This is a genomic window from Micromonospora andamanensis, assembly GCF_016863495.1.
Taxonomy (GTDB): domain Bacteria; phylum Actinomycetota; class Actinomycetes; order Mycobacteriales; family Micromonosporaceae; genus Micromonospora; species Micromonospora andamanensis.
In genome coordinates, this window is the sequence record NZ_BOOZ01000003.1 from 16,545 (window position 1) to 39,337 (window position 22,793).

22 protein-coding genes, 1 tRNA gene and 1 pseudogene are annotated in these 22,793 nt (G+C 71.1%); 13 read left to right on the forward strand and 11 right to left on the reverse strand.

Going from position 1 to position 22,793, the window contains the following annotated elements; all coding sequences use genetic code 11:
* Positions 1–6 precede the first annotated feature (6 nt).
* The 4 genes and pseudogenes from Van01_RS02555 to Van01_RS32820 all read left to right on the forward strand — a co-directional run.
* The gene (locus tag Van01_RS02555; protein ID WP_203999017.1) at positions 7–177 is read left to right on the forward strand and encodes a hypothetical protein; all 171 of its coding nucleotides are present in this window, start codon (positions 7–9) and stop codon (positions 175–177) included.
* Complete coding sequence (locus Van01_RS02560) at positions 174–362, forward strand: hypothetical protein (RefSeq protein WP_203999020.1); 189 nt, start codon at positions 174–176, stop codon at positions 360–362. Before Van01_RS02555 ends, Van01_RS02560 begins: the two co-directional genes overlap by 4 nt.
* 112 nt (positions 363–474) lie before the next feature.
* Entirely contained in the window at positions 475–648 is a 174-nt protein-coding gene (locus Van01_RS02565) for a hypothetical protein (RefSeq protein ID WP_203999023.1), read from the forward strand.
* 1,188 nt (positions 649–1,836) lie between these two features.
* Positions 1,837–2,307, forward strand: a pseudogene (locus tag Van01_RS32820) (FtsK/SpoIIIE domain-containing protein); the annotation flags it as partial.
* A gap of 789 nt (positions 2,308–3,096) precedes the next feature.
* On the opposite strand, the gene Van01_RS02575 reads toward Van01_RS32820, so the two are convergent.
* The 5 genes from Van01_RS02575 to Van01_RS02595 form a co-directional block, all read right to left on the reverse strand.
* A complete protein-coding gene (locus tag Van01_RS02575) occupies positions 3,097–4,662 on the reverse strand; it encodes a hypothetical protein (RefSeq protein ID WP_203999026.1) in 1,566 nt (521 codons plus the stop codon).
* Complete coding sequence (locus Van01_RS02580; protein WP_203999029.1) at positions 4,659–5,705, reverse strand: bifunctional DNA primase/polymerase; 1,047 nt, start codon at positions 5,703–5,705, stop codon at positions 4,659–4,661. Before Van01_RS02580 ends, Van01_RS02575 begins: the two co-directional genes overlap by 4 nt.
* Positions 5,706–5,865: 160 nt before the next feature.
* On the reverse strand, positions 5,866–6,153 hold the full coding sequence (locus Van01_RS02585; protein WP_203999032.1) for a hypothetical protein: 288 nt from the start codon (positions 6,151–6,153) through the stop codon (positions 5,866–5,868).
* The gene (locus Van01_RS02590) at positions 6,150–6,464 is read right to left on the reverse strand and encodes a hypothetical protein (RefSeq protein ID WP_239098824.1); all 315 of its coding nucleotides are present in this window, start codon (positions 6,462–6,464) and stop codon (positions 6,150–6,152) included. The genes Van01_RS02585 and Van01_RS02590 overlap by 4 nt, the downstream gene beginning before the upstream one ends.
* Before the next feature lie 147 nt (positions 6,465–6,611).
* Positions 6,612–6,938 carry a hypothetical protein gene (locus Van01_RS02595; protein ID WP_203999035.1) on the reverse strand — a complete coding sequence of 109 codons (327 nt, stop codon included), beginning with the start codon at positions 6,936–6,938 and terminating at the stop codon, positions 6,612–6,614.
* 73 nt (positions 6,939–7,011) lie between these two features.
* Between Van01_RS02595 and Van01_RS33725 the strand changes: the two genes are divergently transcribed.
* Positions 7,012–7,380 carry a helix-turn-helix domain-containing protein gene (locus Van01_RS33725; RefSeq protein WP_373306201.1) on the forward strand — a complete coding sequence of 123 codons (369 nt, stop codon included), beginning with the start codon at positions 7,012–7,014 and terminating at the stop codon, positions 7,378–7,380.
* Between the two features lie 62 nt (positions 7,381–7,442).
* Positions 7,443–8,957: a LacI family DNA-binding transcriptional regulator gene (locus Van01_RS02600; RefSeq protein WP_203999039.1), complete on the forward strand. Its 1,515-nt coding sequence runs from the start codon at positions 7,443–7,445 to the stop codon at positions 8,955–8,957.
* 120 nt (positions 8,958–9,077) lie between these two features.
* Here Van01_RS02600 and Van01_RS02605 read toward each other — a convergent pair.
* A tRNA-Pro gene (locus Van01_RS02605) sits at positions 9,078–9,154 on the reverse strand.
* A gap of 65 nt (positions 9,155–9,219) precedes the next feature.
* Positions 9,220–10,113 (reverse strand): metallophosphoesterase, encoded by an 894-nt coding sequence (locus tag Van01_RS02610; protein ID WP_203999042.1) that lies wholly within the window; start codon positions 10,111–10,113, stop codon positions 9,220–9,222.
* Positions 10,114–10,138: 25 nt separating this feature from the next.
* On the opposite strand from Van01_RS02610, the gene Van01_RS02615 reads away from it, so the two are divergent.
* A complete protein-coding gene (locus Van01_RS02615) occupies positions 10,139–10,594 on the forward strand; it encodes a GatB/YqeY domain-containing protein (RefSeq protein ID WP_203999046.1) in 456 nt (151 codons plus the stop codon).
* A gap of 111 nt (positions 10,595–10,705) precedes the next feature.
* Here the strand turns inward: Van01_RS02615 and Van01_RS02620 are convergent, their stop codons facing one another.
* Complete coding sequence (locus Van01_RS02620) at positions 10,706–13,165, reverse strand: penicillin-binding protein (RefSeq protein WP_203999064.1); 2,460 nt, start codon at positions 13,163–13,165, stop codon at positions 10,706–10,708.
* 402 nt (positions 13,166–13,567) lie between these two features.
* Between Van01_RS02620 and Van01_RS02625 the strand changes: the two genes are divergently transcribed.
* The gene (locus Van01_RS02625; RefSeq protein WP_203999067.1) at positions 13,568–13,888 is read left to right on the forward strand and encodes a WhiB family transcriptional regulator; all 321 of its coding nucleotides are present in this window, start codon (positions 13,568–13,570) and stop codon (positions 13,886–13,888) included.
* Between the two features lie 46 nt (positions 13,889–13,934).
* Here Van01_RS02625 and bagB read toward each other — a convergent pair whose 3' ends face one another.
* From bagB to Van01_RS02640, 3 genes are read right to left on the reverse strand one after another with little or no spacing between them, the layout of a single operon-like run.
* Positions 13,935–15,086: an ArsA family ATPase gene (gene bagB / locus Van01_RS02630; RefSeq protein WP_203999071.1), complete on the reverse strand. Its 1,152-nt coding sequence runs from the start codon at positions 15,084–15,086 to the stop codon at positions 13,935–13,937.
* 53 nt (positions 15,087–15,139) lie between these two features.
* Positions 15,140–16,117 (reverse strand): ATPase BagA, encoded by a 978-nt coding sequence (gene bagA / locus Van01_RS02635; protein ID WP_203999073.1) that lies wholly within the window; start codon positions 16,115–16,117, stop codon positions 15,140–15,142.
* Between the two features lie 26 nt (positions 16,118–16,143).
* Positions 16,144–16,731 (reverse strand): Rv0361 family membrane protein, encoded by a 588-nt coding sequence (locus Van01_RS02640; protein ID WP_203999076.1) that lies wholly within the window; start codon positions 16,729–16,731, stop codon positions 16,144–16,146.
* A 326-nt stretch (positions 16,732–17,057) separates the two neighbouring features.
* Here Van01_RS02640 and Van01_RS02645 point away from each other — a divergent pair, with 326 nt between their 5' ends.
* The 5 genes from Van01_RS02645 to Van01_RS02665 all read left to right on the forward strand — a co-directional run bounded on the left by Van01_RS02645 (position 17,058) and on the right by Van01_RS02665 (position 22,762).
* A complete protein-coding gene (locus tag Van01_RS02645; RefSeq protein WP_203999079.1) occupies positions 17,058–17,552 on the forward strand; it encodes a hypothetical protein in 495 nt (164 codons plus the stop codon).
* 44 nt (positions 17,553–17,596) lie between these two features.
* Positions 17,597–17,752 (forward strand): Sp36 family protein, encoded by a 156-nt coding sequence (gene sp36, locus Van01_RS02650; protein WP_013736319.1) that lies wholly within the window; start codon positions 17,597–17,599, stop codon positions 17,750–17,752.
* Positions 17,749–18,219 (forward strand): RidA family protein, encoded by a 471-nt coding sequence (locus tag Van01_RS02655; RefSeq protein WP_203999082.1) that lies wholly within the window; start codon positions 17,749–17,751, stop codon positions 18,217–18,219. The genes sp36 and Van01_RS02655 overlap by 4 nt, the downstream gene beginning before the upstream one ends.
* Before the next feature lie 125 nt (positions 18,220–18,344).
* The gene (locus Van01_RS02660; protein ID WP_203999085.1) at positions 18,345–19,172 is read left to right on the forward strand and encodes an MBL fold metallo-hydrolase; all 828 of its coding nucleotides are present in this window, start codon (positions 18,345–18,347) and stop codon (positions 19,170–19,172) included.
* Positions 19,169–22,762, forward strand: coding sequence for an adenylate/guanylate cyclase domain-containing protein (locus Van01_RS02665; RefSeq protein WP_203999088.1), 3,594 nt, complete (start codon positions 19,169–19,171; stop codon positions 22,760–22,762). Before Van01_RS02660 ends, Van01_RS02665 begins: the two co-directional genes overlap by 4 nt.
* Positions 22,763–22,793 lie beyond the last annotated feature (31 nt).

The window sequence follows — 22,793 nt, forward strand, 5'->3', positions numbered from 1 at the left end:
ACCAGTATGGGCATGCACATCTCCGACCGCCAGTACCGCGAGCAGCACGAGCGACGGGTGAGCCGCAACCGCGAGCAGCGCGAGGCGCAGCTGCGCGAGGTCGAGCAGCGCGCACAGGAGTTCAACCGCCGTCTCGCCGCGCGGCGCGGCGCCGAGGTCCGGCAGGCGAAGCGGTGAGCGCGGGGCGGTTCACCAACGCCTACCAGCAGTGGCGTGACGCCGATGCGGTTGCCGCGACGACCGGCAAGCCGACCGACCGGGCCGACGCCGAGCGGCAGCGGCAAGCCCTGCACAACAGCCCCGAGGTGCAACGCGCCCGCCGGCAGCTCAACGGCCGGGCCGCGCCCCGAGACCGCCGCTAACCCCCTTCTTCCTGACCAGCGTTGCTGTCCGCTTCCGCCGTCACCGGCTCATGACCCGGTGGCGGTGGTGGCCGCCAGACGGTCTGGACGGCTGGGGAGGGGAAGTCGGCAGATGGCGAAGCAGAACACGCCGTACGGCATTGACCCGAACGAGTACGCCGCCGCCGTCGCGGAAGCGGTCCGCCGGGGTGGCGGTAGCCACGACGACGCCCGCGCGGCGGGTCGGGCCGCCCGCAAGGACATCACGGCCCACAGCGACACCAGCAGCACGAGCAAGCGGAAGTGAACACCCGGCGGCACGGCCCTGGCCTCGCAAACTGTGCCGTGCCGCCGGCCCCCGACCCGATCTCCTTGAACCGGTGGAGGAATCCCCATCATGACCAGCGATCCCATCACCAACCCTGCCGGGCCGCCGCCGGATGAGAAGGCTGCCCGGATCGTGGATTTGGCGCAGCGGCGGGCGGACCGGGCCGCTGCTGCTGAGGGCTTGTCCGCCGCTGACGAGGCGGATGCCGAAGCCGTCGTTCCGGAGCCGGTCCTGACTGGCGGGCCGGTCGACCCGCCGGACCGGCGTCTGGATCTGGCGGAGTTGTTGGACCGGCGGGGCGGGCCGGTGCTGCCGTTGTGGCTGACCGATCCCGTTCAGCGGCGGGACATGCTGCGGCGCGCGGTCAACGCGACCGGCTACCACGTTGGTACGCACGTCGTTCTGTCGCCGGTTTACGCGGGCAAGGTCGCCTGGTACGCGCCCAAGGGTGCGGCCCGCCTGTTCGGCCGGGTGTTGGGGTGGACCAGCGCCGAGACCGGGAATTGGCATCTGCGGCAGGACGCGGCGAACCGCAACGACCCGCGTACGTGGCTGGACCTGGACCGGCACCGGATGCGGCAGGCGTCGTGGCGGTGGTGGGTCACCGGCGCGGGCACCCTGGCCACCGGCAGCGGTGGCCTTGTCCTGGCCTCCGATGTCACGCCGTGGTGGGTCAAGGCGCCGATCCTGGCCGCCGGGCTGGTCGGGCTCGCCCGCTACGGACGGCCGATCGACCGGCCGATCCTGGCCCGCACGGTGGTTCGGGCCGCGTACCGGAAGCTGACGGCGGAGCTGACCCGTAAGGGCATCATGGCGACCGGTCTGGTGAAACGCCCGGAGGACATCGTGTTCCCGGCCGGGGTTGGGGAGATCCGCCGTGACGGTCCCGGTTACCTGGCCATCGTGGACCTGCCCGATGGGGTGATCGCGGTGGACGTGGTGGAGGAACGCGACAAGCTGGCCGGTGGGCTGCGCCTGCCGATGGATCAGGTGTGGCCCGAGGTCATGCCGCGTGAGCACCCGTCGCGGTTGGCACTGTGGGTGGCCGACCGGCCCGTCTCGGCCATGAAGCAGCCGCCGTGGCCGCTGCTGCGCGGTGGGCAGACCGACTACTTCAAGCCGTTCGTGTACGGGTTCGACCCGCGTACGCGGCCGGTCGACTACCGCATGGACGAGCGGAACAGCCTGTTCGCCGGCTTCCCGGGCAGCGGTAAGTCGCTGTCGGCGCGGGTGGTGCTCGCGGGGATGGCGTTGGATCCGCTGGTGCAGTTCGCGGTGTTCGACCTGGCCGGACGCGGGGACTTCGACGCCTTCGAACCCCTGTGCCCGCCCGAGTTGTTCGGCTCGGGTGCCGACGAGGGCACGAAGCAGAACGCCTACCGGATGCTGATGTGGCTGCTCAAGGAGTGCGACGTGCGTGGCCCCCGCATCAAGCACTACGCCACCCAGGGCTTGAACAGCGAGAACAAGCTCAACCGGGCGATTGCCGCCAAAGACGCGAGGCTACGGCCGATCGTCGCCGCGATCGATGAGGTACAGGAACTCATCACGGATCCGGAGATCGGCAAATCCAGTGCGGCAGCCATGACCAGCATCGTCAAGCGCGGCCGGGCACTCGGGATCCACCTGGTGATGATGACCCAGCGCATCGACAAGGAGTCCCTGCCCAAGGGCGTCACCTCCAACATCGCGCTACGGACGTGCCTCGCGGTGCCGTCGCACGTCGAGACGGACTTGGCGTTGGGAACCGGCGCGTACCGGCAGGGCGCCCGACCGACGCAGTTCGAGATCGGGGTCGACGCCGGGTGGGGTGTGCGGGTCGGGTACGGGCCGATGTCCGCCGTCCGCGGTGCCAGGTGGACGGTGGCCGGTCGAGGTGGGGCCGGCTCACCGTGTGGATTTCGAGCACTCTGGCGAGTGCGGCGAGGGTCGCGGCTGTCTCAGCGGGGGTGCCGTGCAGCCTGATTCGCACGCTGGGTGCCTTTCGGCCGGTGGCGGTCACTTGTGGAGGTACAGGGAGGTGTCCCTCCAGAAGGACGTAGAGCGGGCCGCTGAGGGCGCCGTAGACGCAAGATCCGGGCAGGGTTGGTGTACGGCATAGGGCGGATGTGTCTGTGTGGCTCTCAGCGGGCCGGGTTGTGTGGGTCGGTGGCGGGTGGTTGGTGCTTGTTGTGTGGGAGGGGCTGAACCATCTCCGCATCTCCGCATCTCCGCAAATGTGGCTGTGAGCTGGGCGAATGCTTGCGGAGATGCGGAGTGCCACTGACCGGTCATCTCCGCAACCAGGGTTCATCTCCGCAAGATCGTGCGGAGATGCGGAGATCGACCATTGCTGATGTTCTGATCTCCGCAGGTTGTTTTGGCTGGTGGCCGGTGGTTGGTGCGGCGTTGCGGAGATGCGGAGATGCGGAGATGGTTCAGCGGGTTTCACCCGTGGTGCTGCTCGACCCAGAACACGGATCGGTCGCCCCGGTCGTTGCGGCCGGTGCGGATGACGTGTTCGCCGCGCCACCGTCCGGCTTGCCCGGTGAGCAGTCGGCCGAGTTGTAGCGGGTTGGGTAGCCGGCCGTTGTGGGTGGTGATGAACTGGCCGTCCCACGGGTCGTGGGTGTCGCTGCCGAGGTGCATCGGTTCGCCGTCTTGACGGAGTTCGGCGGCGGTGAGTGCTCGTCCGCCGTGGCGGTCGTGCCAGCGGGTGAGGAACGCTCGCCAGCGTGTTTCGTCTTCGTCGATGTCACGGATGTCGGCGGCGTTGGTGAGGAACCCGTCGATGCCGTGATGGTGGAGGAACCCGCCGAGCGCCTGCGCCCAGGGGGTGAACTGCCGCATCGACAACCCGGTCACCCGGGGCGCTGCCTGTCGGGTCCAGTCGAGCACCAGCACGAGCAGGTGCCACAGGACGGTGAGTTGGTGGGCCGGGTCGGTGATCCACTGGTCGAGGTGCGGGATGCCGAACCCGCGTTGGTCGCGCAGTTCCGGGCGGGGCATGTCGGGGTCGAGTCGGACGCGGACGGTGCGGGAGGCCATGTCTCCGCCGACTTGCAGGTTGTTGCCGGTGGCCATCCACAGCCGGTCGTTGACGGTGGCGACGTTGCGCGACGCGCCGAGCTGGCGGTCGGACCACACACCGGAGGTGACGAGTTGGGCGAGCACAGCCGAGTCGATGACGGTGCCCTCGGCGAGGTTGTCCCAGATGACCACCCCGACCTGTTCGGCCAGTACGGCGGTGATGGACTTGCGGAGTTCTTCATCGGAGTAGGCCCAGGTCATGACGCGTTGGCCGTAGAGCATCCCGGGTCCGGCCGTGAGAATCGTCTTGCCCGATGACGGCATGGTCGCGTCGATCAACGCGAACGGCGTCAACGAGCGGGTGAAGTGCCGCAGGATCGGCGTGGCCAACAGCGCCACGTAGTTGGCCCGGTCGGCCAGGCTGGCCCAGGGGAAATCCCGGAGGAACCGGTCGAGCAGGAACGTGCGCGCGTCGGCTACCTGCGCCGGGGTCGGTTCGTCCGGCACCGGGGGCAGCGCCACCTTGGAGGCGAGGTAGAGGCCGGTGGCCGGGTCGTAGCCGGGCTGCTGCAACAGGGTGCCGTCACGGCGCAGCACCGGGGCGCCGATGATCCCGCGTAGCGGCGGCACCCCGGGCCACGTCTTGCCGGCCAGCACCGACGACAGGATGTCCCGAGGTGGCGTCACCTCGTCTTCAAACATCTCCGGGTTACCGCTGTCGCTCTTGCGGGTCTTGAGCCGGAACACGTAGGCGTGTTCGGCGAGTAGCCCGGCCAGGCCAGCGGGGTTGACCATGCTCGCGGACACCGGCAGCGGGGAGTCCTCATCGGCGGCGGTGGCCAGGCCACCGGACACGGCTTCCATGTGCACCAGCGACCCGGCGGATACGTAGGTGTCCGGCAGCAGCCCATCGACTAGGGCGGCTTTGAGTGCCCGGATCGTCTCGGGGCCGGATCCGACCTGGAGGCGGGTGCGGTCGCTCATGCGGCCCTCCCGAGGTCGGTCAGCCGGCGGGGTTGGCGTGCGCCGACGCGCAGTCCGGAGGCGATGGTGCGGGAGATCTCCCGATCGGTGAGGGGCCGCCGTCCGGGCAGGGACCGGGCCGCCGGTTCCAGCACGGCGTACACGTCGACGTCGGTGAGGGCGCCCCCGGCGGCCAGTTGGCCGAGCGCCACGGCGGAGGTGAACAGGGCGTGGTTGCGGGCACCTTCTGCGGCGCCGGTGAGGTGGTCGACCTGGCGGCGGATCGCCGCAGCGATGTACCGGCCACGCCGGTCCGGTGGCAGCGCCACCGCAGTCGGCGGCGTGGCCGGACGGGTCGGTGGGGCGGTGAGGGTGGCGATCCAGGCGGGTAGCGGGCCGAGGTCGCAGTCCAACGCCACCGTGTAGGGGCGTCCGTTGACGGTGGAGCCGGCGGCCACGACGTACCCGCCGTGCGCGCGGGTGTCGACTTTCCAGCCCAACCCGCGTCCCCGGTCGCTGGTCGTGTTCCGCAGCACCGGGCCGGTGTCCGGGTGCCGGTAGTAGAGGTGGCTGCCGCCGCTGGGCGTGCTCACGGTGTAGGTGACCTCGATCCCTGCCGGCGGCGGGCCGTCCGGCCCGGACCTGCCGAGCGGGTCGGTGGGGGTGCCGTGGCGGGCGGTGAGGATCGAGAAGACGTCCAGCCCGTCGCCCGCGCCGTCCCATTGCGGCGGCGGCACGTCCCCGGGATGCTTCGGCACGTCGAGATCCACCACGACGAGCCCCGACGGGCCGCAGGCGATACCCACCCCGTAGGGGCGAGCCGACCACGCGCGGCGGATGCGGGCCGGGTCGGTGGTGGCGCGTTCCTCCCACCCGACATGCCGCCCCACCGCCCGGCAACGCGGGTCGGTGCGGTCGCAGCGCTGCGCGGTGCACCGGTTCGGAAACGCGGGCCGCTTCGCCTCGTCCGCGTCGGCGTTCGGGTGGTCGGGGCGCAGCGGGAACACGTGCCAGCCACGCGCCGCGTAGGCAAGCGCAGCGGTCAACAGATCGGCAGAGGGCACGATGAGGTCTCCTTCCGTTCAGTGGCGTCGGCAGCGGCGTACCGGTGGCCGGGTATCGCGGACATCGGCCACCGGGCAGTGAGCGCGCGAAGCGCGCCGGTATCGGTTCTCAGGCGGCCACCATCAGCGAGGTTCGGCGAGCCTCCACGCGGCCAGCGGTTCACCACCTCGGCCGGGGCCGACCCGCGATGGCCGCGCGGGTCACCGTGTGCCGTAGGTCATCGAGCAGGCCGACCAGCTGGCGGCGGGCGGCCAGCTCGCCCGGGGCGAGCGCTACGCGAACGCGGATCTCGGCGTGGTCGCGGCCGGTGGAGGTCCGTACCCGCACGAGCACGGCCCGCGCCCGTCCGGGGATGTCGACCACGATTTCGTCGGATCGGTGTTCGCCGAGGTTGCAGCGGTGGTCCCGGCCGCACCAGTCGGTGTGACCGGCGGGCCGGCGGGTCACCGACCGGCCCGCCGGGTGCGGCGCAGGTGGTTGACCGCGCGACGGCCGATGCGTAGGCGCAGGCCGGTGCCGGTGCAGCGGTGGCAGTCGTGCCGACCGCGCAGGGCGCGGGGGCCGGTGGTGCGGCGTAGGAGCCGCTTCCACAGGGTCAGCGGGGCGGTGCCGGTGCCGTTGCAGCGGTGACAGGCAGTGAACGGGCGGACGTAGCAGGCGGCGCCGTAACCGACAGCAACGAGTAGGGCAATTCCGGCGAAAAGGGCTACGGACATTCCGGGCGTGTTTGTGCTGGTAGCGGCCACGATGAGGGTCACGGGAGACTCCAAACAGGGGGTTACCGGCGGTAGGCGGGATACGCCGCTACCGCTACCGGTGAAGATCGGTGCTGGTGGGGCGGGTAGCGGCCCGGGTAGCGCCGCCGCTACCCGGGCTCGGTCCGCTACCCGCCGCGCTACCGGCGCTCAGCCGGCGCCACCGTCGCGCTGCTGCGCGGCGGTGGTGATGTCCGCGAGGTACGCGCCCTTGCGGGTCGCCCCACCGGATTTCACGTTGCGTGACTCGACACCCTTGCCGCGCACCAGCGCGGACAGGGCCTCCGGGGTCACCGCGGAATACGCCTCCGGGAACCGGTCGGCCAGCCGACCGGCGAGGGTGTCCCAATGCTGGCCGCGCTCGGACGGCACCCACACGGCCCGCAGGTCGTCCAGCACGTTGCGGGCGGTCGGCACGTCGGCCGGGCCGGTGGCGCCGCCGCGCAGCGCCACCCCGCGCTGGCAGACCTTTTCCACGGCGGCGCGGTCGAGGTAGGCGGCGCCGCATCTACCTCGACGCCGTACCCCGCGACCGTGAGGAGCCTCGCCAGTGAAGCCGCACAGCCTGAAGCCTCACCGCGACAACCCGCCCGGCCACCCTGGGCCGCTGCACCGACCAGCAGAAGTTGCCAAAATCCTCCGCTGTTCCGAATGGTGGGTAAAGGAGCAAGCCCGGAAAGGGCGCATCCCGTTCAGTTGGATCGGTGGAGGCTACCGCTTCACGAACGAACACATCACGGAAATGGTGCGCCTGTTCGAGCGTCGCCCAGCGAGCGCTACCCCATTGCGCCGCGAGACTTCCGCACCATTCCCTAGCCGATCAGGTCGATCAGAAAGTGGCGCACCGGCACTTCAACTCAAAGCACGCCGACCCCGCCGGGCGCGCAACACGGCCGAACAACCGTCTATCGCGGCCTAGCTCACCTCTGATGCCGCCCGGCGAGATGCTGGGCGGCATCACCGTCTACGGAAGGAAATCGATTGGGGTACGCCGAAAAGCGCGGAGACTACTGGCGTGGCCGGTACAAAATCGAGCACGGAAAGTACGGGACCGTCAGCGACGAACACGGCAGAACCATTCGCTTCCGCACTAAGCGTGAGGCAGAACGCGCGGCCAACGATGAAGAGGCGAAGGTTCGTGCCGGTCGCCGCCGCGATCCGGCCGAGAGTCGGACAACTTTTGGGCAGTTCGTGAGCCGGTGGTACGCGGCTCAGGACCTGGCCGCCTCCACATTGCAGAACTACAAGCGCCACATTGAGGAACACCTGCTACCCACGTTCGAACACTCCGTCATTGCCGAAATAACGGCCACCGACGTTGCAACCTGGGAGAAGCAAGAAAGAGCGCTCGGCTATGCCGAGTCGAGCATCAAAACCTGGCGCGCAACCCTCCACCTTATTCTTGCCGACGCGGTTGACGAGGGGCTGCGCGACGCTAACCCCGCCACGCGCCGCCGTGGGCGAGGCAAGCGCGCCGGACGCTCCCGCAATCGCGGCCCCGAAAAGGCAGTCACCAACCCTATTGGCATCCTGTTGCTCGCAGAGCGGGCCGCACTCCTGTCCGGCCGTGATGACGAATTCGTCGCGGTTGTTCTCAAGGGCTACACGGGAATGCGGTGGGGTGAGCTGGTCGGGCTCGAAACTCAGTACGTCCGTTCGGCCGGGCTCAGGGTGGAGTGGCAGCTATACGAACTCGACACGGGAGAGTTTCACCGCTGCCCGCCCAAAGACGATTCACACCGCACGCTTGATTTGCCCGCGTGGCTATTCGAGTTGCTGTCAGAGCACATCGCCCGTACGCAGCCGCAGCCCTGCCCGTGTCATGGCCTCAAGTACGTCTTTCGCGGCTACCGCCCCGCCAACGGCGCAGCACAGCGACCGGGGCCAAAGCTCGCGGACGTGGCCCGGCGGGCCGGCGTATCGATCGGCACCGCCTCGACCGTCCTGAACCGACCCGAGTCGGTACGAGAGATGACGCGCGCCAAGGTTGAGGTCGCGGCCGAGGAATTGGGGTACATCCGGGGCGGTGGCCCATCGGGAGAGCTGGCCGCTCACTGGCGGCGCAACAGCTTCACGACCTGGCTTTTCCGCCCAGCGGCTACCGGGTGGTACGCGAAGAAGGCGCCACAGGATGCGCGCCCGGTACCAGTGCTCGCGGACCCCTGGCCCGGGGTGCCGGCACGCGGCCGGAACGCTGCTGGCCGTGCTGACTCATGCTGGCTCCCGATCGCGCCCCGCCTTACGCCGCATGGACTCAGGCACACCCACAAGACGACCATGGTCGAGCTGGGCATACCTGCAAAGCTCATGGATGAGCGGATGGGGCATGAGGACGGCTCGATACAGGCGCGCTACTCGCACGTCACGCCGGACATGCGGCAGCGGCTCGTGGTGGGACTGTCCGGCCTGTGGGAAGCGGCGCTCACAGTCCGCCGGGAGATGGCCCCCGGTTCACCGGTGGCGGCACTTGACCGACTACTGAAAACGCGGACATAGGGACGCCGGGAGAACACAACTCCCTATGATCGTCTCCCAGATTTCTCCCAAGGGCATTCCCGGAAGACGACTCAGGGCCGGGTTCCTTCACAGGAAACCGGCCCTGAGCTGCACTTACTCTGGTCGGGGTGGCCGGATTCGAACCGACGACCTCTTCGTCCCGAACGAAGCGCGCTACCAAGCTGCGCCACACCCCGAGGCGTGCCGACAAATAGTAGCCCACCCGTCCCGGGGCTCAAACTCGGTACCCGGGTGCGGGCGGTCAGCGCGGGATCAGGGTGAGCAGGCTGGCCTCCGGTGGGCAGGCGAACCGGACCGGGGCGGTCGGGTGGGTGCCGAGCCCGGCGGAGACGTGCAGCCAGGAGTCCGACCCGGGCCAGCGGTGCAGACCCTTCGCCATCGACCGGGGCAGCCCGCAGTTGGTCACCAACGCCCCCACCCCCGGTACGCACACCTGGCCACCGTGGGTGTGCCCGGCGAGCAGCAGCCCGAAGCCGTCAGCGGCCATCTCGTCGAGCAACGCCGGCTCGGGCGAGTGGGTGAGCGCGATGGAGAGGTCGGCGTCCGGAGAGGTCGGGCCGGCGACCGAGGCGTAGTCGTCCCGCTCGACGTGGGGGTCGTCCACGCCGGCCATGTCGATCGCCCGGCCACCTGCCTTGACCGTGGTCCGGCGGTTGTTCAGGTCGACCCAGCCGGCCCCGGTGAACACGTCACGCAGTTCCTCGGCGGGCAGCTCGACTCCCTCGGTGTACTCCCGGTCGGGGAGGAAGTAGCTGAACGGATTCTTCCAGACCGGTCCGGTGTAGTCGTTCGAGCCGAACACGAACGCGCCCGGGTAGTCGAGCAGGGGTTGCAGCGCCCGCAGTACGCCCGGTACCGCGCCCGGGTGCGCCATGTTGTCCCCGGTCACCACCACCAGGTCGGGATCGAGGGCGGCCAGTGAGGCGACCCACCGCTGCTTGCGTACCTGGTTGGGGGTCATGTGCAGGTCCGACAGGTGCAGCACGCGCAGTGGCTCGGTGCCGGTCGGCAGCACCGGCACGTCGAAGCGGCGCAGGGTGAACATGTTGCGCTCGACGAGGGAGGCGTACGCCAGGGCGGTGGCACCCGCCGCGGCGGTAGCGGTGGCGAGCCGGAATAGTGTGCGCTTTCGCATGCCGATCAGGGTAGTTTGACCGTCCATGAGCACGCTGAAGGACCGCCTCACCGCCGACATGCGCGCCGCCCTCAAGGCCCGCGACGAGCTGACCACCTCCACCCTGCGGATGGCGCTGGCCGCCGTGGGTACCGCCGAGGTCTCCGGCAAGGCCAAGCGGGAGCTCAGCGACGACGAGGTCGTGGCCGTGCTGACCAAGGAGGCCAAGAAGCGCCGTGAGGCCGCCACCGCCTTCGCCGACGCGGGCCGCACCGAGCAGGCCGCCAAGGAGGCCGCCGAGGGCGAGGTGTTGGACCGCTACCTGCCCAAGCAGCTCTCCGACGCCGAGCTGACCGCGCTTGTCACGCAGGCGCTCGCCGCGGGCGGGTTCACCGCTAAGGCCCAGATGGGCCCGGCGATGAAGGCGGCCCAGGCCGCGGTGGCCGGCCAGGCCGAGGGGGGCCGGGTGGCCGCCGAGGTACGCCGCCAGCTCGGCCTCTGAGTCGTCCTGCCGGACAGCGCGGGTACGCCCTCCGACGGCGGTTGCCGGAACATGAACGGGCGGGCACCCCTGGTTCGGGGTGCCCGCCCGTTCGAGCGTCGCTGAGGCCGGTCAGCCGCCGGGACGGTCCGGTGGACGGCCGGGGCTGCTTGGCGGACCGGAGGACGGACCGTTGCCCGGCCGGCCGTTGCCGCCACCGTTGTCGTTGCTTGCCTTGCCGGCGCTGACCACGATCGTCACGATGCCGCCCTTGATGGTGCGCCCGCTGGGGCTGGTGCCGGCGGCGGTGCCGGCGGGGCAGTCGGAGGTGACCCGGGTGCTGGAGACGATCGGTTCGAAACCGGCACCGGAGAGGCGGGACTTGGCCCGGTCGAGGTCCAGGCAGGAGACGCCCGGGATGGTGCGCTGATCGCCCAGGGAGATCTTCTTGCCGGGCGGCTCGAAGTCGATCCCCTTCTTGCCCTTCATGGCGGCCTTCAACGTCTGCCAGACCGGCGGGTTGATGCCGTCGCTGGTCTTGTGCTTCATCTTGACGTTCGTCTGCGGCCAGTCCGGGTCGGCCAGGATGCCGGCCACCGCGTACTGCTTGGTCATCGCGACCAGCGAGGCGGTCTTCTCGGAGTCGGTGGTGCCGGACTTGCCGGCCACCGGCTTGCCGACGTTCCACTTCACCTCGGCGGCGGTGCGGCTGCCGCCGCACTTGCTGGTGGAGGAGTTGTCACCGACCGGGCAGCGGGCCGCGTCCACCGCGGCGCGGGCCACCTCGGTGCTGAACCGCTTCTCGCAGCGCGGGTTGGCCACGTCCAGCTTGTTGCCGTCCAGGTCCCGGATCTCCTGCACCGGGATCGGCTCGCAGTACTTGCCGTCGGCGGCCAGGGTGGCGTACGAGTTGGCCAGCTCCAACGGGGTGACCTGCGAAACACCCAGGGTGAACGCGCCCCACTGGTGCGCGGCCTCCTTGTTGTTGGCGAACTCCGCGTCCTTGCTCTGCCGGAACTGGATGCCCAGGCGCTTGGCCACGTCCACCACGTTCTCCGCGCCGACCTGCTGCTGCAACGGGACGAAGTAAGTGTTGATCGAGGCGGAGAAGGCGCTCCACATGTTCTGCACGCCGCCGGCCTTCAGGCCGGAGTTGGTCGGGCAGTAGAAGTGGGTGCCGGCGCAGGCGGCGGGGTTGCCCCGATCGATGATGTATTCCGACTTGAACTGCTTCGGCGCGTTGAAGGTGTAGCTGAGCGGGATGCCCTTCTCCAACGCGGCCACGATCGTGTACATCTTGAAGACCGAGCCGGCCTGGTAGCCGGTGATGCCGTCGCCACCGGTCAGCAGCGGGTTTACCGTGTTCGGGTAGTTGCCGAGCTTGCCCTTCCTGCGCTGGACCGGATCGCTGTGCGGCTTGTTCTTCGGCTTGTCCGGGTTGTCAAGCTTGAAGTTCCGGTTGACCGACAGCGCCCGGACCCGGCCGGTGCCGGGCTCGACAACCGCGATCATCGCGGCTTCCTTGGAGTTCACCGACTTGGCGTCGCGGACCGCCTTGTCGGCGCCGGTCTGCGCCTGCTTGTCCAGCGTCGTGATGATGGTGTAGCCGCCGCTCTTGAGCCGCCGCTCCCGGTCGTACGTGGTGGAACCGAACGTCTCCTGCGACATCCACCAGCGGTAGAAGTAGTCACAGAAGAAGCCCCAGGCGTTCTTGTTGGTGGCGACGCAGCCGTTCGGTGCGCGCTTGCCCTTGACCACCAGCTTGACGGCCTTGGCCTCCTCCGCCTGCTGCTGGGTGATCGCCCCGGTCTTGACCATGTTGTCGATGACGTAGTCGCGCCGGGCCACCGCGTGCGGGTAGCCGTCCTTGGTGGTCGGGTCGAACGAGGTGGGGGCCTTCACCAGGCCGGCCAGCATGGCCGCCTCTTCGATCTTCAGGTCCTTCGGCGGCTTGTTGAAGTAGACCTGGCTGGCGGCGTAGACCCCGTACGCGCCGTTGCCGAAGGCGGCGAGGTTGAGGTAGCGCTCCAGGATCTCGTCCTTCGACATTTCCTTGTCGAGCTGGAGGGCGTACCGCATCTCGCGCAGCTTGCGGGCGCTGGTGTCCTCGGTCGCGGCGATCACGTCGGCCGGGTGGGTGGCCGAGTACGCGATGCCCATCCGGACGTACTGCATGGTCAGCGTCGAGGCGCCCTGCCGGTCGGCACCGGTCTGGCTGTTGTTGACGAAGGCCCGGGCCACGCCGTTGAGGTCGACCCCGTTGTGGTTGTAGAAGTCGTGGTCCTCGGCGGCGATGATCGCGTTGCGCATGTTCTCCGAGATGTCGGCGAACTTCACGTCCCGCCGGTTCTCGTCGTACATGGTGGCCAGCGGCGTCTTGCCGTCGGAGGCGAGCAGATAACTGATCTGGGGTGCGCGGGCCACTGTGAGTTCCTTCGGCAGCGCGCCGAAGGTCTCCGCACCGGCCTTCGCGGCCAGGCCCGACATCGCCACCGCGGGGAAAGCCGCGGCGGCAACCACCACACCGGCCAACAGCCCACAGATGAGTAGCGATGCGGCGTTGGTCAGGACGTTGTGGTCACGTTTCCGCATCCAGGTCACCTCGACAGGGTACGCGAACAGGTAACGAGGGGCGCCGGGGCGTCTTTTCCCCATTTCCTGCGCGCGCCGTCCTCGTTGTGCTAGACGCGTGGCACCGGGTGTCCGGTTGCGTGGATCCGAGCCGAGTTTCCTCCTCGTGGAGGTGGCCCGCAGCGTTTTCGCCGACCTCGGTGGGGTAAGCGGCGGTCCCGAGCCCAAGAAGCCGGGAGTGTCCGGAATGATGGATTTCGCCGACAACGTTGCGTAATCGTGCGACTACAGAGCATGATGTAGGCGGCGACAGCGCCACATGTCGTCTGTGCCGCCTTGGGGTAAGGCGTGCCGGACGATCCGGGGGGATTGCCGGCTGGCCCGTGACGGCGTCGGTAGTACTGCAAGGGGGGACGTGTACAGATGGGCATGATCACTGACTGGCCGTCGTTGGCGGCGTGTCAGAACGGGGACCCGGACGCGTTGTTCGTACAGGGCGCCGAACAGAACGTCGCCAAGCGGATCTGCCGGAGCTGCCCAGTCCGGTACGAGTGCCTGGCCGACGCGCTGGACAACCGGATCGAGTTCGGCGTGTGGGGTGGCATGACCGAACGGGAACGTCGCGCGCTGCTGCGTCGCCACCCCCAGGTCACCAGCTGGCGCAAGATGTTCGAGGCGGCGATGAAGAAGAACGCCAAGGACAAGGCCGGCAAGGACAAGATCCTGGCCGGGGCCGGCAACTGACCAACCGGCACTGTCGGTTGCGGCGCACCGCCGCGCCGACAGTCGGTCAGGAACGGCTGATGGCCGTTGCGATCGTCCGTAGCCCGTCGACGTCATGCACGTCGGCGGGCTGCGCCGTCACCGACACCGCCGGCACCTGTGGAAACGCCTCGGTGAACCGCGCTGCCACCTGCTGCTCACGTGCCGCCTGCTCGGCCAGGGCGGCGTGCGCGCGGAGCACCTCGACGGTGCCCTCGTGGCCGCCGGCGGCGGCCAGCCGGTCCGCTGCGGCACGGCTCTCCGCCGCGCCCAGCTCGGCGGCCGTCGGCTGGTGCACCCGGTTGAGCACCAGGCCGGCGAGCGGCATCTTCTCCGCGCCCAGCCGGCCGGCGAAGTAGGCGGCCTCCCGGACCGCGTCCGGCTCCGGCGTCGCGACCAGCAGGAAGGCCGTCTCCCGTGCCTGCAGGATGCGGTACGTCTGCTCGGCGCGCTGCCGGAACCCGCCGAACATCGAGTCGAGCGCGGCGACGAAGCCGGACAGGTCGGTCAGCAGCTGGGTGCCGATGACCTTCTGGACCACCCGGGAGAACATCCCGAAGGAGGCGGTCACCAGGCTGAACATGCTGCGACCGCCGGTCCGTGCCGGAGCGAGCAGCAGCCGAAGCATCCGCCCGTCGAGGAACCGCGAGAGCCGGGCCGGCGCGTCGAGGAAATCCAGCGCCGAGCGCGACGGGGGAGTGTCCACCACGATCAGGTCCCACTCGCCCCGCGCGTGCAACTGGCCGAGCTTCTCCATCGCCATGTACTCCTGGGTGCCGGCGAAGGTGGAACTCATGGCCTGGTAGAAGGGGTTGGCGAAGATCTCCGCCGCCTTCGTCGGATCGGTGTGCGCCAGCACCACGTCGTCGAAGGTGCGCTTCATGTCGAGCATCATGGCGTGCAGCTCGCCGCCGCTGTCCTCGACGTCGATGCCCTTGACCTGCCGAGGTGTGTTGTCCAGCTCGGTCAGGCCGAGGGACTGGGCCAGCCGCCGTGCCGGGTCGATGGTGAGCACCACGGTGCGCCGGCCGTGCTGCTCGGCGGCGCGCAGCGCGAGCGCGGCGGCAGTTGTCGTCTTGCCCACCCCGCCCGCCCCGCAGCAGACCACGATCCGTACGCCCGGGTCAGCCAGGATCCGGTCGACGTCCAGCGGTGGCGCGGCGTTGTCGGAAGGCACCAATCGAGCGTATCGGGCTGACCGGCTCCGCGCGCCAGGCCGAGGTGAGGTGTGAGTCAATCGCCCCCGACGAGCGCGGCGGCGAGCACGTCCAGCCCGGCCCGGTTCACCCCGTCGGGCAGCAGCGGCAGCTCGACCAGGGGCACGCCGAGTTCCACCAGATCGGTGCGGAGCGAATCCTCCAGCTCCCGGCGGATCATCAGGTCGCGTGCCTCGTCGTGCAGGCCGCTGACGATCCCGCCGCTGGCCGGCAGCCCCGCCGCACGCAGGCCGCGGGCCAACTCCGCCTCGGTGACCAGTCGTCCGGTCGGCAGCGGTGCCCGGGTCCCGTTGACGATCACCCGCCCCACCCCGAACCCCAGCGAGGTCAGCTCGGCGATGGCGTCGACGGTCTCCTGCACCGGCATCTCCTCCAGCAGGGTGACCACGTGCACGGCAGTCATCGGTGAGCGCAGCAGTGCGGAGACTCCGTCGCTCTGCGTCTTGATCGGCCCCACCTTGGCCAACCGGGCGGTCTCGGCTGTGACGTTGAGGAAACGCCCGATCCGGCCGGTGGGTGGGGCGTCCAGCACCACCGCGTCGTACACCCGTCGCTTGTCGGCAGTGCGGGTGGTGGCCTCCTTGACCTTGCCGGTGAGCAGCACGTCGCGCAGACCCGGGGCGATAGTGGTGGCGAAGTCGATCGCGCCGAACTTGCGTAGCGCCCGGCCGGCCGCGCCGAGCTTGTAGAACATGTCGAGGTATTCGAGCAACGCCTCCTCGGCGTCCACCGCGAGCGCCGACACCTCGCCGCCGCCGGGGGCGTCGGCCAGGTGCCGTTCGGCGTACGGCAGCGGTTCGGTGCCGAAGAGCTGGGCGATGCCCTGCCGCCCTTCCACCTCGACCAGCAGGGTGCGTCGGCCACCGGCGGCCAGCCCCAGGGCCAGCGCGGCGGCCACGCTTGTCTTGCCCGTGCCCCCCTTGCCGGTCACCACGTGCAGGCGGGCGGGCCAGTCGATGACGGCCCGGTCGGTCGGTCGCTGCGCTGCTCCCACCCGTCGAGCCTATCCATCCGGCGTGCTCAGGCGACCTCGCAGACCCACCAGCCGGTCTTACGAATCACCGTGAAGCGCAGATCCTGGTCGGCGATCTTCTCATCGGCGGTGGTCACGGTCACCGTGGTGGTGACTGTCGCCCGGTCACCTGTCTCGTTGTCCACAGTCGGGGTGTCCCACCGGAACCGGGGGTTCTGGTAGGTCGAGACGTACTCTTCGACCTCGGCCACCTTGGCCCGGATCTTGTCCTGGTCGCGGGCGGCGGTGCAGACCAGACCAGCCGCCTTGGCGGCGTCCCGGTCCTGGTAGACCGCGGTCAGAAAATCGTCGACCGCCACCGACGGATCCGGCGCGCCCTCGCCCGACTCGGTGTTGCGCAGGGTGAGGAACGCGGCCACGCCACCCCCGGCGCAGAGCAGCAGCACCACGACGAGTGCGAGCGAGGCGAGCAGCGCTCCCCGCTTACGCGGCGGTGTGGCCGGTGGCTGATAGGGCGGGTATCCGGCCCCCGCCGGCGGGGCACCCGGCCCGGTGGCCGGCGAGGGCTGGGCCGGTGAGCCGGCCGGCGGAAGGTCGGTGGGGCCGGTCGGGCCGCCGACGGGTGGCTGGGTCATCGGTCCCCCCGGGTGCGGCGCAGCACCGCCTACGGGCGGTGCGCGTGGGATCGGGTGGCCGGGCCAAGCGCCCGTCCAGACGGGAAGGGTAACGGTCCGCGGCCCCGCTGCGGAGGGGCCGGTGTCTCCGGCTTGGAGATCGCGATCAGCTTTCCGCTGGTCGGGTGTCGCAAATGTGACCAAACGCCATCGGGCGCGCGCGTCCTGTTGATGGGACCGGTGTCCCGGTCCTACGGTCGCTCCGGCACGCCCCGGCCGGGGCCGGGCGGTTCGGTCCCGGACCGGTGGGCGGCGCCGTGACCAGGTACGACGCCCGGAGGCAGTGCATGCGCGACACGGACAACACCCCCCGAGCCCAGTTTCCCGACGGGCCACGGCGGCGCAGCCGGACGGCTGGCGGAGACTCCTCCGGCCGGCTGCCGATGAACGAGCGGTCGTACCGGCGTGCCGTCGACCCGGTCACGAGTGTCGAGCCGGCCGGCGGCCGGGAGGAGGACGGCCCCGGCTACGTCATCCACCTGCCCATCCGGGTGACCGATCTGGCCGCCGCCACCGCGCTGGCCGGTCGGGTGGCGACCTCGCTGAACTTCCTGCTCGAACTGGACGCCGGTGAGACCGAGGTGTCCACCGCCGACGACCAGAACAACAGGCACCGGGTCTTCTGCGACCTGCTGCTGCCGGACCGCACGCGCTGCCCCCAGCCCTACGATCACGCCGGCCCCTGTGGGGAGCTACCGCCAGCGCCCGAGCAACGCAGCGCCCCCGAGCAGTGGCCCGGCGCTGACCAGCGTCCCGCTTCCCGGCCGGCCGGTGGCCCGTAGGCTGTGCCCCGAAGTGTCCATGCCACCGAGGGAGCCCTCCACCGATGCAGAAGTGGGAATACGCCACGGTCCCGCTGCTGGTCCACGCGACCAAGCAGATCCTCGACAACTGGGGTGAGGACGGCTGGGAACTCGTCTCCGTCGTTCCCGGGCCGAACCCGGAGCAGCTGGTCGCCTACCTGAAGCGCCCGAAGGCATGAGTGTCGTGGCCAACGGACCCCACGCGAGGCTGGCGGAACTCGGTCTGGAGCTGCCGGAGGTGGTGCCGCCGGTGGCCAGCTACCTGCCGGCGGTGCAGTCCGGGCAGCACGTGTACGTCTCCGGGCAGCTACCGATGGCCGAGGGCAAGCTGCTGGCCACCGGCAAGGTCGGCGCCGGCGTCTCCGCCGAGCAGGCCAAGCAGCTCGCCCAGCGCTGCGCCCTCAACGCGCTCGCCGCGATCGATTCGCTTGTCGGTCTGGAGAAGGTCGTCAAGATCGTGAAGCTGACCGGCTTCGTCGCCAGCGCGCCCGGCTTCACCGGCCAACCCGGTGTCATAAACGGCGCGTCGGACCTGTTCGGCACCGTCTTCGGTGAGGCCGGCCGCCACGCCCGATCCGCCGTCGGTGTATCGGAACTCCCCCTGGACGCCCCCGTCGAGGTTGAGCTCATCGTCGAAGTCTCCTGACCACGCCCTGCAATTCCCCGCGATCTTGCACTTCCGGCCGGGACGAACACCCCTAACGAGGGCGAATCGGGGACCGGAAGTGCAAGATCGCGGGGGCGCGTTCGCGGAGTCGTACGATCGCAGCCATGGGAGGGCATGTGACGGGGGCGGTGACCGCCCTCGCCAGCGAGCTGCCGGACTGGGTGACGTTGTTGCGGGCACCCAACCCGGGGGCCATGACGCTCGACGGCACCAACACCTGGCTGCTGCGGGCCGCGTCCGGCGAGCCGGCACTGGTGGTCGATCCGGGGCCGGCGGACGAGGCGCACCTCGCGGCGATCGTCGCGCAGGGACCGGTCGGGCTGGTGCTGATCACGCACGGGCACCCCGACCACACGGAGGGCTCCGCGCGCCTGCACGAGCTGCTCGGCGGGGCGCACGTCCGCGCCGCCGACCCGGCGCACACCATCGGCGGCCCGCCACTCACCGAGCAGGGCGAGGACCTCGGCGGCTTCGGCCTGGCGGTCCGCCTGGTCACCACCCCCGGGCACACCGCCGACTCGGTCTGCTTCCTGGTCGAGCGCGACGGGCAACGGGTGGTTCTCACAGGTGACACGATCCTCGGTCGAGGTACCACTGTCGTCGCCCATCCCGACGGGCACCTCGGCGACTATCTGGCCAGCCTGGAGCTGCTGTCCACGTACCGGGGAATCCCGGCGCTGCCGGGACACGGCCCGGCGCTGGCCGACTGCGCCGCCGCCGCGGACTACTACCTCGCGCACCGCCGCGCCCGCCTCGACCAGGTACGGACGGCACTCGACGCGGGTGCCCGGACCCCGGCCGAGGTGGTCGCCGCGGTCTACGCCGACGTCGACAGGTCGCTGTGGTGGGCCGCGGAATGGTCGGTACGCGCCCAGCTCGAATACCTGGGCCGGGAATCCGACGGTGGCGACGCGAGGTTGGATCCAGCGTGACCTGCCCGGTGTGCGGAACCGTCGCCGTGCCCGGCGCCCGGTTCTGCCACAACTGTGGCGCCGCGCTGCCGGCCGCCGCGACGCTGCCCGCCGCCGAGCGCCGGGTGGTGACGGTGCTCTTCGGGGACCTGTCCGACTTCACCTCCTGGTCGGAGGATCTCGACCCGGAACGGGTCGGCGCGGTCACCGACCGGGTGCTGGCCGCGCTGGCCGGGGCGGTCAAGACCTTCGGCGGGCACGTCGACAAGCTGACCGGTGACGGGATCATGGCGGTCTTCGGTGCGCCGGTGGCCCACGAGGACGACGCCGAGCGGGCGGTACGCGCCGCGTTGTCCATGCAGCGGGCGGTCCGCCGGGTCCTCGACGACGAGCGCGGCGGCGGCGCGCCGTTGGGGCTGCGGGTCGGCCTCAACACGGGTGACGTCATCGCCGGCATCCAGGCCGCCATCGAGTACACGGTCATCGGCGACACTGTGAACACCGCAGCCCGGCTGGCCGACGCCGCCGCCGTCGGCGCGGTGTACGCCGGTGGGCGTACCTCTGCGGCCACCCGGCACGTGGCGAGCTGGCGGGCGTTGCGACCGCTGCGGCTCAAGGGCAAGCGGGAGCCGGTCGAGGCGTACGAACTGCTCGGCCTGCTGGACGCGCCAGGCACCCGCTCCGGTCTGGGCGACGAGGCGCCGTTCGTGGGGCGGGAGACCGAGATCGGCCGGGTGGCCGGTCGACTCGCCGAGGTGATCGACCGTACCGAGCCCCGGGTGCTGCTGATGACGGCCGAGGCGGGCATCGGCAAGTCCCGGTTCGCCGCCGAGGTGGAACGCCTCGCCGCCGGCTACGACGTCGGCGCCGGCCGGTACGCCGCGCACACCGGTGCCCGGGTCCTCTCGGTGCGTTGCGCGGCGTTCGGTGAGCGGCGCCGGTTGGCTCCCCTGGCCGACCTGGTCCGCGCCGCGACGGGGCTGCCCAACGACACCGCCACGGCTGTCACCCGCGCGGCCGTGGAGGAGCGGCTGCGCCGGCTCGGGCAACGGCTCAGCCGCACCCGGACGGAGCCGGCCCCGGTCGCCATCGACCAACTGCTGGCGCTGCTCGGGTACGCGGAACTACCCGCCGGCGGGCCGACGGAGCAGGGCGAGTGGAGCACCGCCCAGCCGCCGGCCGACGCCGACGCGGTGCCCAACGCGGTGGCCGACCTGCTCAGCGCCCTCGCCGAGGAGGCGCCGCTGGTGGTCATCGTGGACGACCTGCACGACGCCACCGCGGAGACCATCGGCGCGCTGGAGGTCACGCTGTCCCGGCTCACCGGGCCGGTACTGGTGCTGCTGCTCGGCCGACCCGAGCTGGTGCGGGCCGCCGGCACCCTGGCCCGGGTCTCCGACGCCGAGGTGCAGCCACTGCCGCCGCTGCGTGGTGCCGACGCGGCCCGGCTGCTCACCAGCTATCTCGGCGGTGGACGGCTGCCCCAGCCCGACGCCGACCGGTTGCTCGCCACCGCCCAGGGCAACGCCTTCTACCTTGCCGAACTGGTCACCCTGCTGATGGAGCGCGGCGCGCTCACCGCCGGTGCGCGCAACAGCTGGCGGCTCGCGCCCGGCTCGCTGGGCAGCCGGCTGCTCTCCCGGGACCTCGCGGCGGTGCTCGCCGCCCGCATCGACGCCCTGCCCGCCGAGGCCCGCTCGGTGTTGCGGGACGCCGCGGTGGTCGGCGACACGGTGCCCGACGGTGCGCTGGAGGCGCTCTGGGAGCAACGCACCGGTCGGGACGGCCGCCCGGCCGCGGTCGCCGCGGTCGAGCTGGAACGGGCCGTGGACGAGCTGCTGCAACGCCGGATGCTGCACCGCACCCGCAGCGGCTACGCCTTCGCCACCCCGCTGATGCGGGAAGCCGCGTACTCCGGGATCAGCAAGGCGGAGCTGGCGGAACGGCACGCCGCGCTGGCCCGCTGGGCGGCTCCGGCGACCGAGGCCACCGCAGCCAGCGGTAGCGGTACCGGGACCGGCCCGGGTGGTTTCTCGGAGCCGGCCCGGGACGACTTCGTGGCCGAGCACGTCGAGCGGGCCAGCGCGCTGGCCGACGCGGTCACGCTACGTCCGGACGCGCCGGCCCGGGCGGTCGCGCCGCTGGGCGTGGCGGCACTCGGCCGGGCCACCCGCCGGGCGCTGCACGCCGGGGAGCCGGCGCTGGCCGTCGAGTACGCCGAACGCGCCGCCGAACTGGCCCGCGACGGGATACCCGCGGTCGACCGGGTGGCGCACGCCCGGGCCCTGCTCCAGGTCGGCCGGGCCGCCGACGCCCTGGCCTCGGCCGAGAAGATCGCCGCGAACGCGGGAGATCCGGCGACCCGGGCCAGTGCCCTGCTGCTCGCCGGGCAGGCCCAGCAGGTGATGGGTGACCTCCGACGGGCAGAGTCCTGCTGGCGGGAGGCGTTGCAGGTGGCCGGTGACGCCGACCTGCCCGCACTGCGCGCGTCGGCGATGCGTCGGCTGGGCATGACCGACTTCCTGGTCGGGCGGCTGGGCCAGGCCAGCAGTCGACTCGCGGCGGCGTACCAGGTCAGCCTGGCCGTCGGGGACCGCCGGGGCCAGGCGTGGTCGTTGCAGAACCTGGCCTGGGTGACCACCACCCGGGGCGACTTCGCCGGCACCGACGCGGTGCTCGGCCGGGCCGCCCGGCTGTTCGCCGAGCTGAAGGATCCGTACGGGCGGGCGTGGCTGCGTGGCACCACCGCCTTCGCCCGGCTGCTCGCCGGGCGGTTGCGGGAGGCGCGCCGGCTGGCTCGGGTCTTCCTGCCGTTCGGTGAACGGGTCGGCGAGGCGTGGGCGGTGGGCACCCTGCGGGCTGTCGACGCGTACGCCAACGCCGAGCTGGGTGAGCTTGTCGACGCCGACCGGGAGGCCCGGCGGGCGTACCGGGACTTCGCCGCCGCCTCCGACGACTGGGGGCAGGGCTTCGCGCTCGTGGTCCGGGGCGTGGTCGCCCGCGGGCTGGGTGAGCCGGAGCACGCCGCGGACCTGCTCACCGACGCGCTCGCGTACGGCCACCGGACCGGTCACCCGCTGCTCACCGGGATGGCCGGCACGTTGCGCGGCTTCGTCGCCCTGGAGATGGGTGACGTGGCAGGTGCCGAGCGGCACGCCCGCGCGGTGCTCACCACAGTGGAACCGCACAACCCGCAGGCACCGGCCCAGGTCGCCCCTCGGGTGCTGCTGGCCACCGCCAGGTTGGCGGCAGGCGACTCCGGCACCGCTGTCGGTCTGCTCGCCCCGGTCGCCACGATGGCGGCCACCACCCCGTCCCTGCTCTTCTCCCGCCGGCAGTCGATGGCCCGCTACGCCTCGGCCCTGCTCGCCCACGGCCAGCGCGAGCAGGCGCTGGACTGGGCCCGTCGGGCGGTGCGCGTCCAGGCCGAGGACGTCCGCAGCCAGGTGGTCGCGGCGAGCGTACTGGCCGAGGCGCTGGCCGCGTGCGGGCGACCGGCGGAGGCGAAGGCCAGCGCCGAGGACGCGGTCCGGTTGTCCTACGCCACCGAGCAGCGCAGCGAACGGGCCGCCGCGGAGGCGCTGCTCACCCGCCTGCGTACCCCCGGCTGACAGTGCCCACCGGCGGCCGTCGCCTGCCCGG

Excerpts from the sequence above, each read along its gene's own strand:
- Van01_RS02555 (WP_203999017.1), top strand. The coding sequence starts at position 7 with ATGGGCATGCACATCTCCGACCGCCAGTACCGCGAGCAGCACGAGCGA.
- Van01_RS02575 (WP_203999026.1), bottom strand. The coding sequence starts at position 4,662 with ATGAGCGACCGCACCCGCCTCCAGGTCGGATCCGGCCCCGAGACGATC.
- Van01_RS02615 (WP_203999046.1), top strand. The coding sequence starts at position 10,139 with ATGAGCACGCTGAAGGACCGCCTCACCGCCGACATGCGCGCCGCCCTC.
- Van01_RS02660 (WP_203999085.1), top strand. The coding sequence starts at position 18,345 with ATGGGAGGGCATGTGACGGGGGCGGTGACCGCCCTCGCCAGCGAGCTG.
- Van01_RS02610 (WP_203999042.1), bottom strand. The coding sequence starts at position 10,113 with ATGCGAAAGCGCACACTATTCCGGCTCGCCACCGCTACCGCCGCGGCG.
- Van01_RS02645 (WP_203999079.1), top strand. The coding sequence starts at position 17,058 with ATGCGCGACACGGACAACACCCCCCGAGCCCAGTTTCCCGACGGGCCA.
- Van01_RS02625 (WP_203999067.1), top strand. The coding sequence starts at position 13,568 with ATGGGCATGATCACTGACTGGCCGTCGTTGGCGGCGTGTCAGAACGGG.
- Van01_RS02655 (WP_203999082.1), top strand. The coding sequence starts at position 17,749 with ATGAGTGTCGTGGCCAACGGACCCCACGCGAGGCTGGCGGAACTCGGT.
- Van01_RS02620 (WP_203999064.1), bottom strand. The coding sequence starts at position 13,165 with ATGCGGAAACGTGACCACAACGTCCTGACCAACGCCGCATCGCTACTC.
- Van01_RS02565 (WP_203999023.1), top strand. The coding sequence starts at position 475 with ATGGCGAAGCAGAACACGCCGTACGGCATTGACCCGAACGAGTACGCC.
- Van01_RS02640 (WP_203999076.1), bottom strand. The coding sequence starts at position 16,731 with ATGACCCAGCCACCCGTCGGCGGCCCGACCGGCCCCACCGACCTTCCG.
- sp36 (WP_013736319.1), top strand. The coding sequence starts at position 17,597 with ATGCAGAAGTGGGAATACGCCACGGTCCCGCTGCTGGTCCACGCGACC.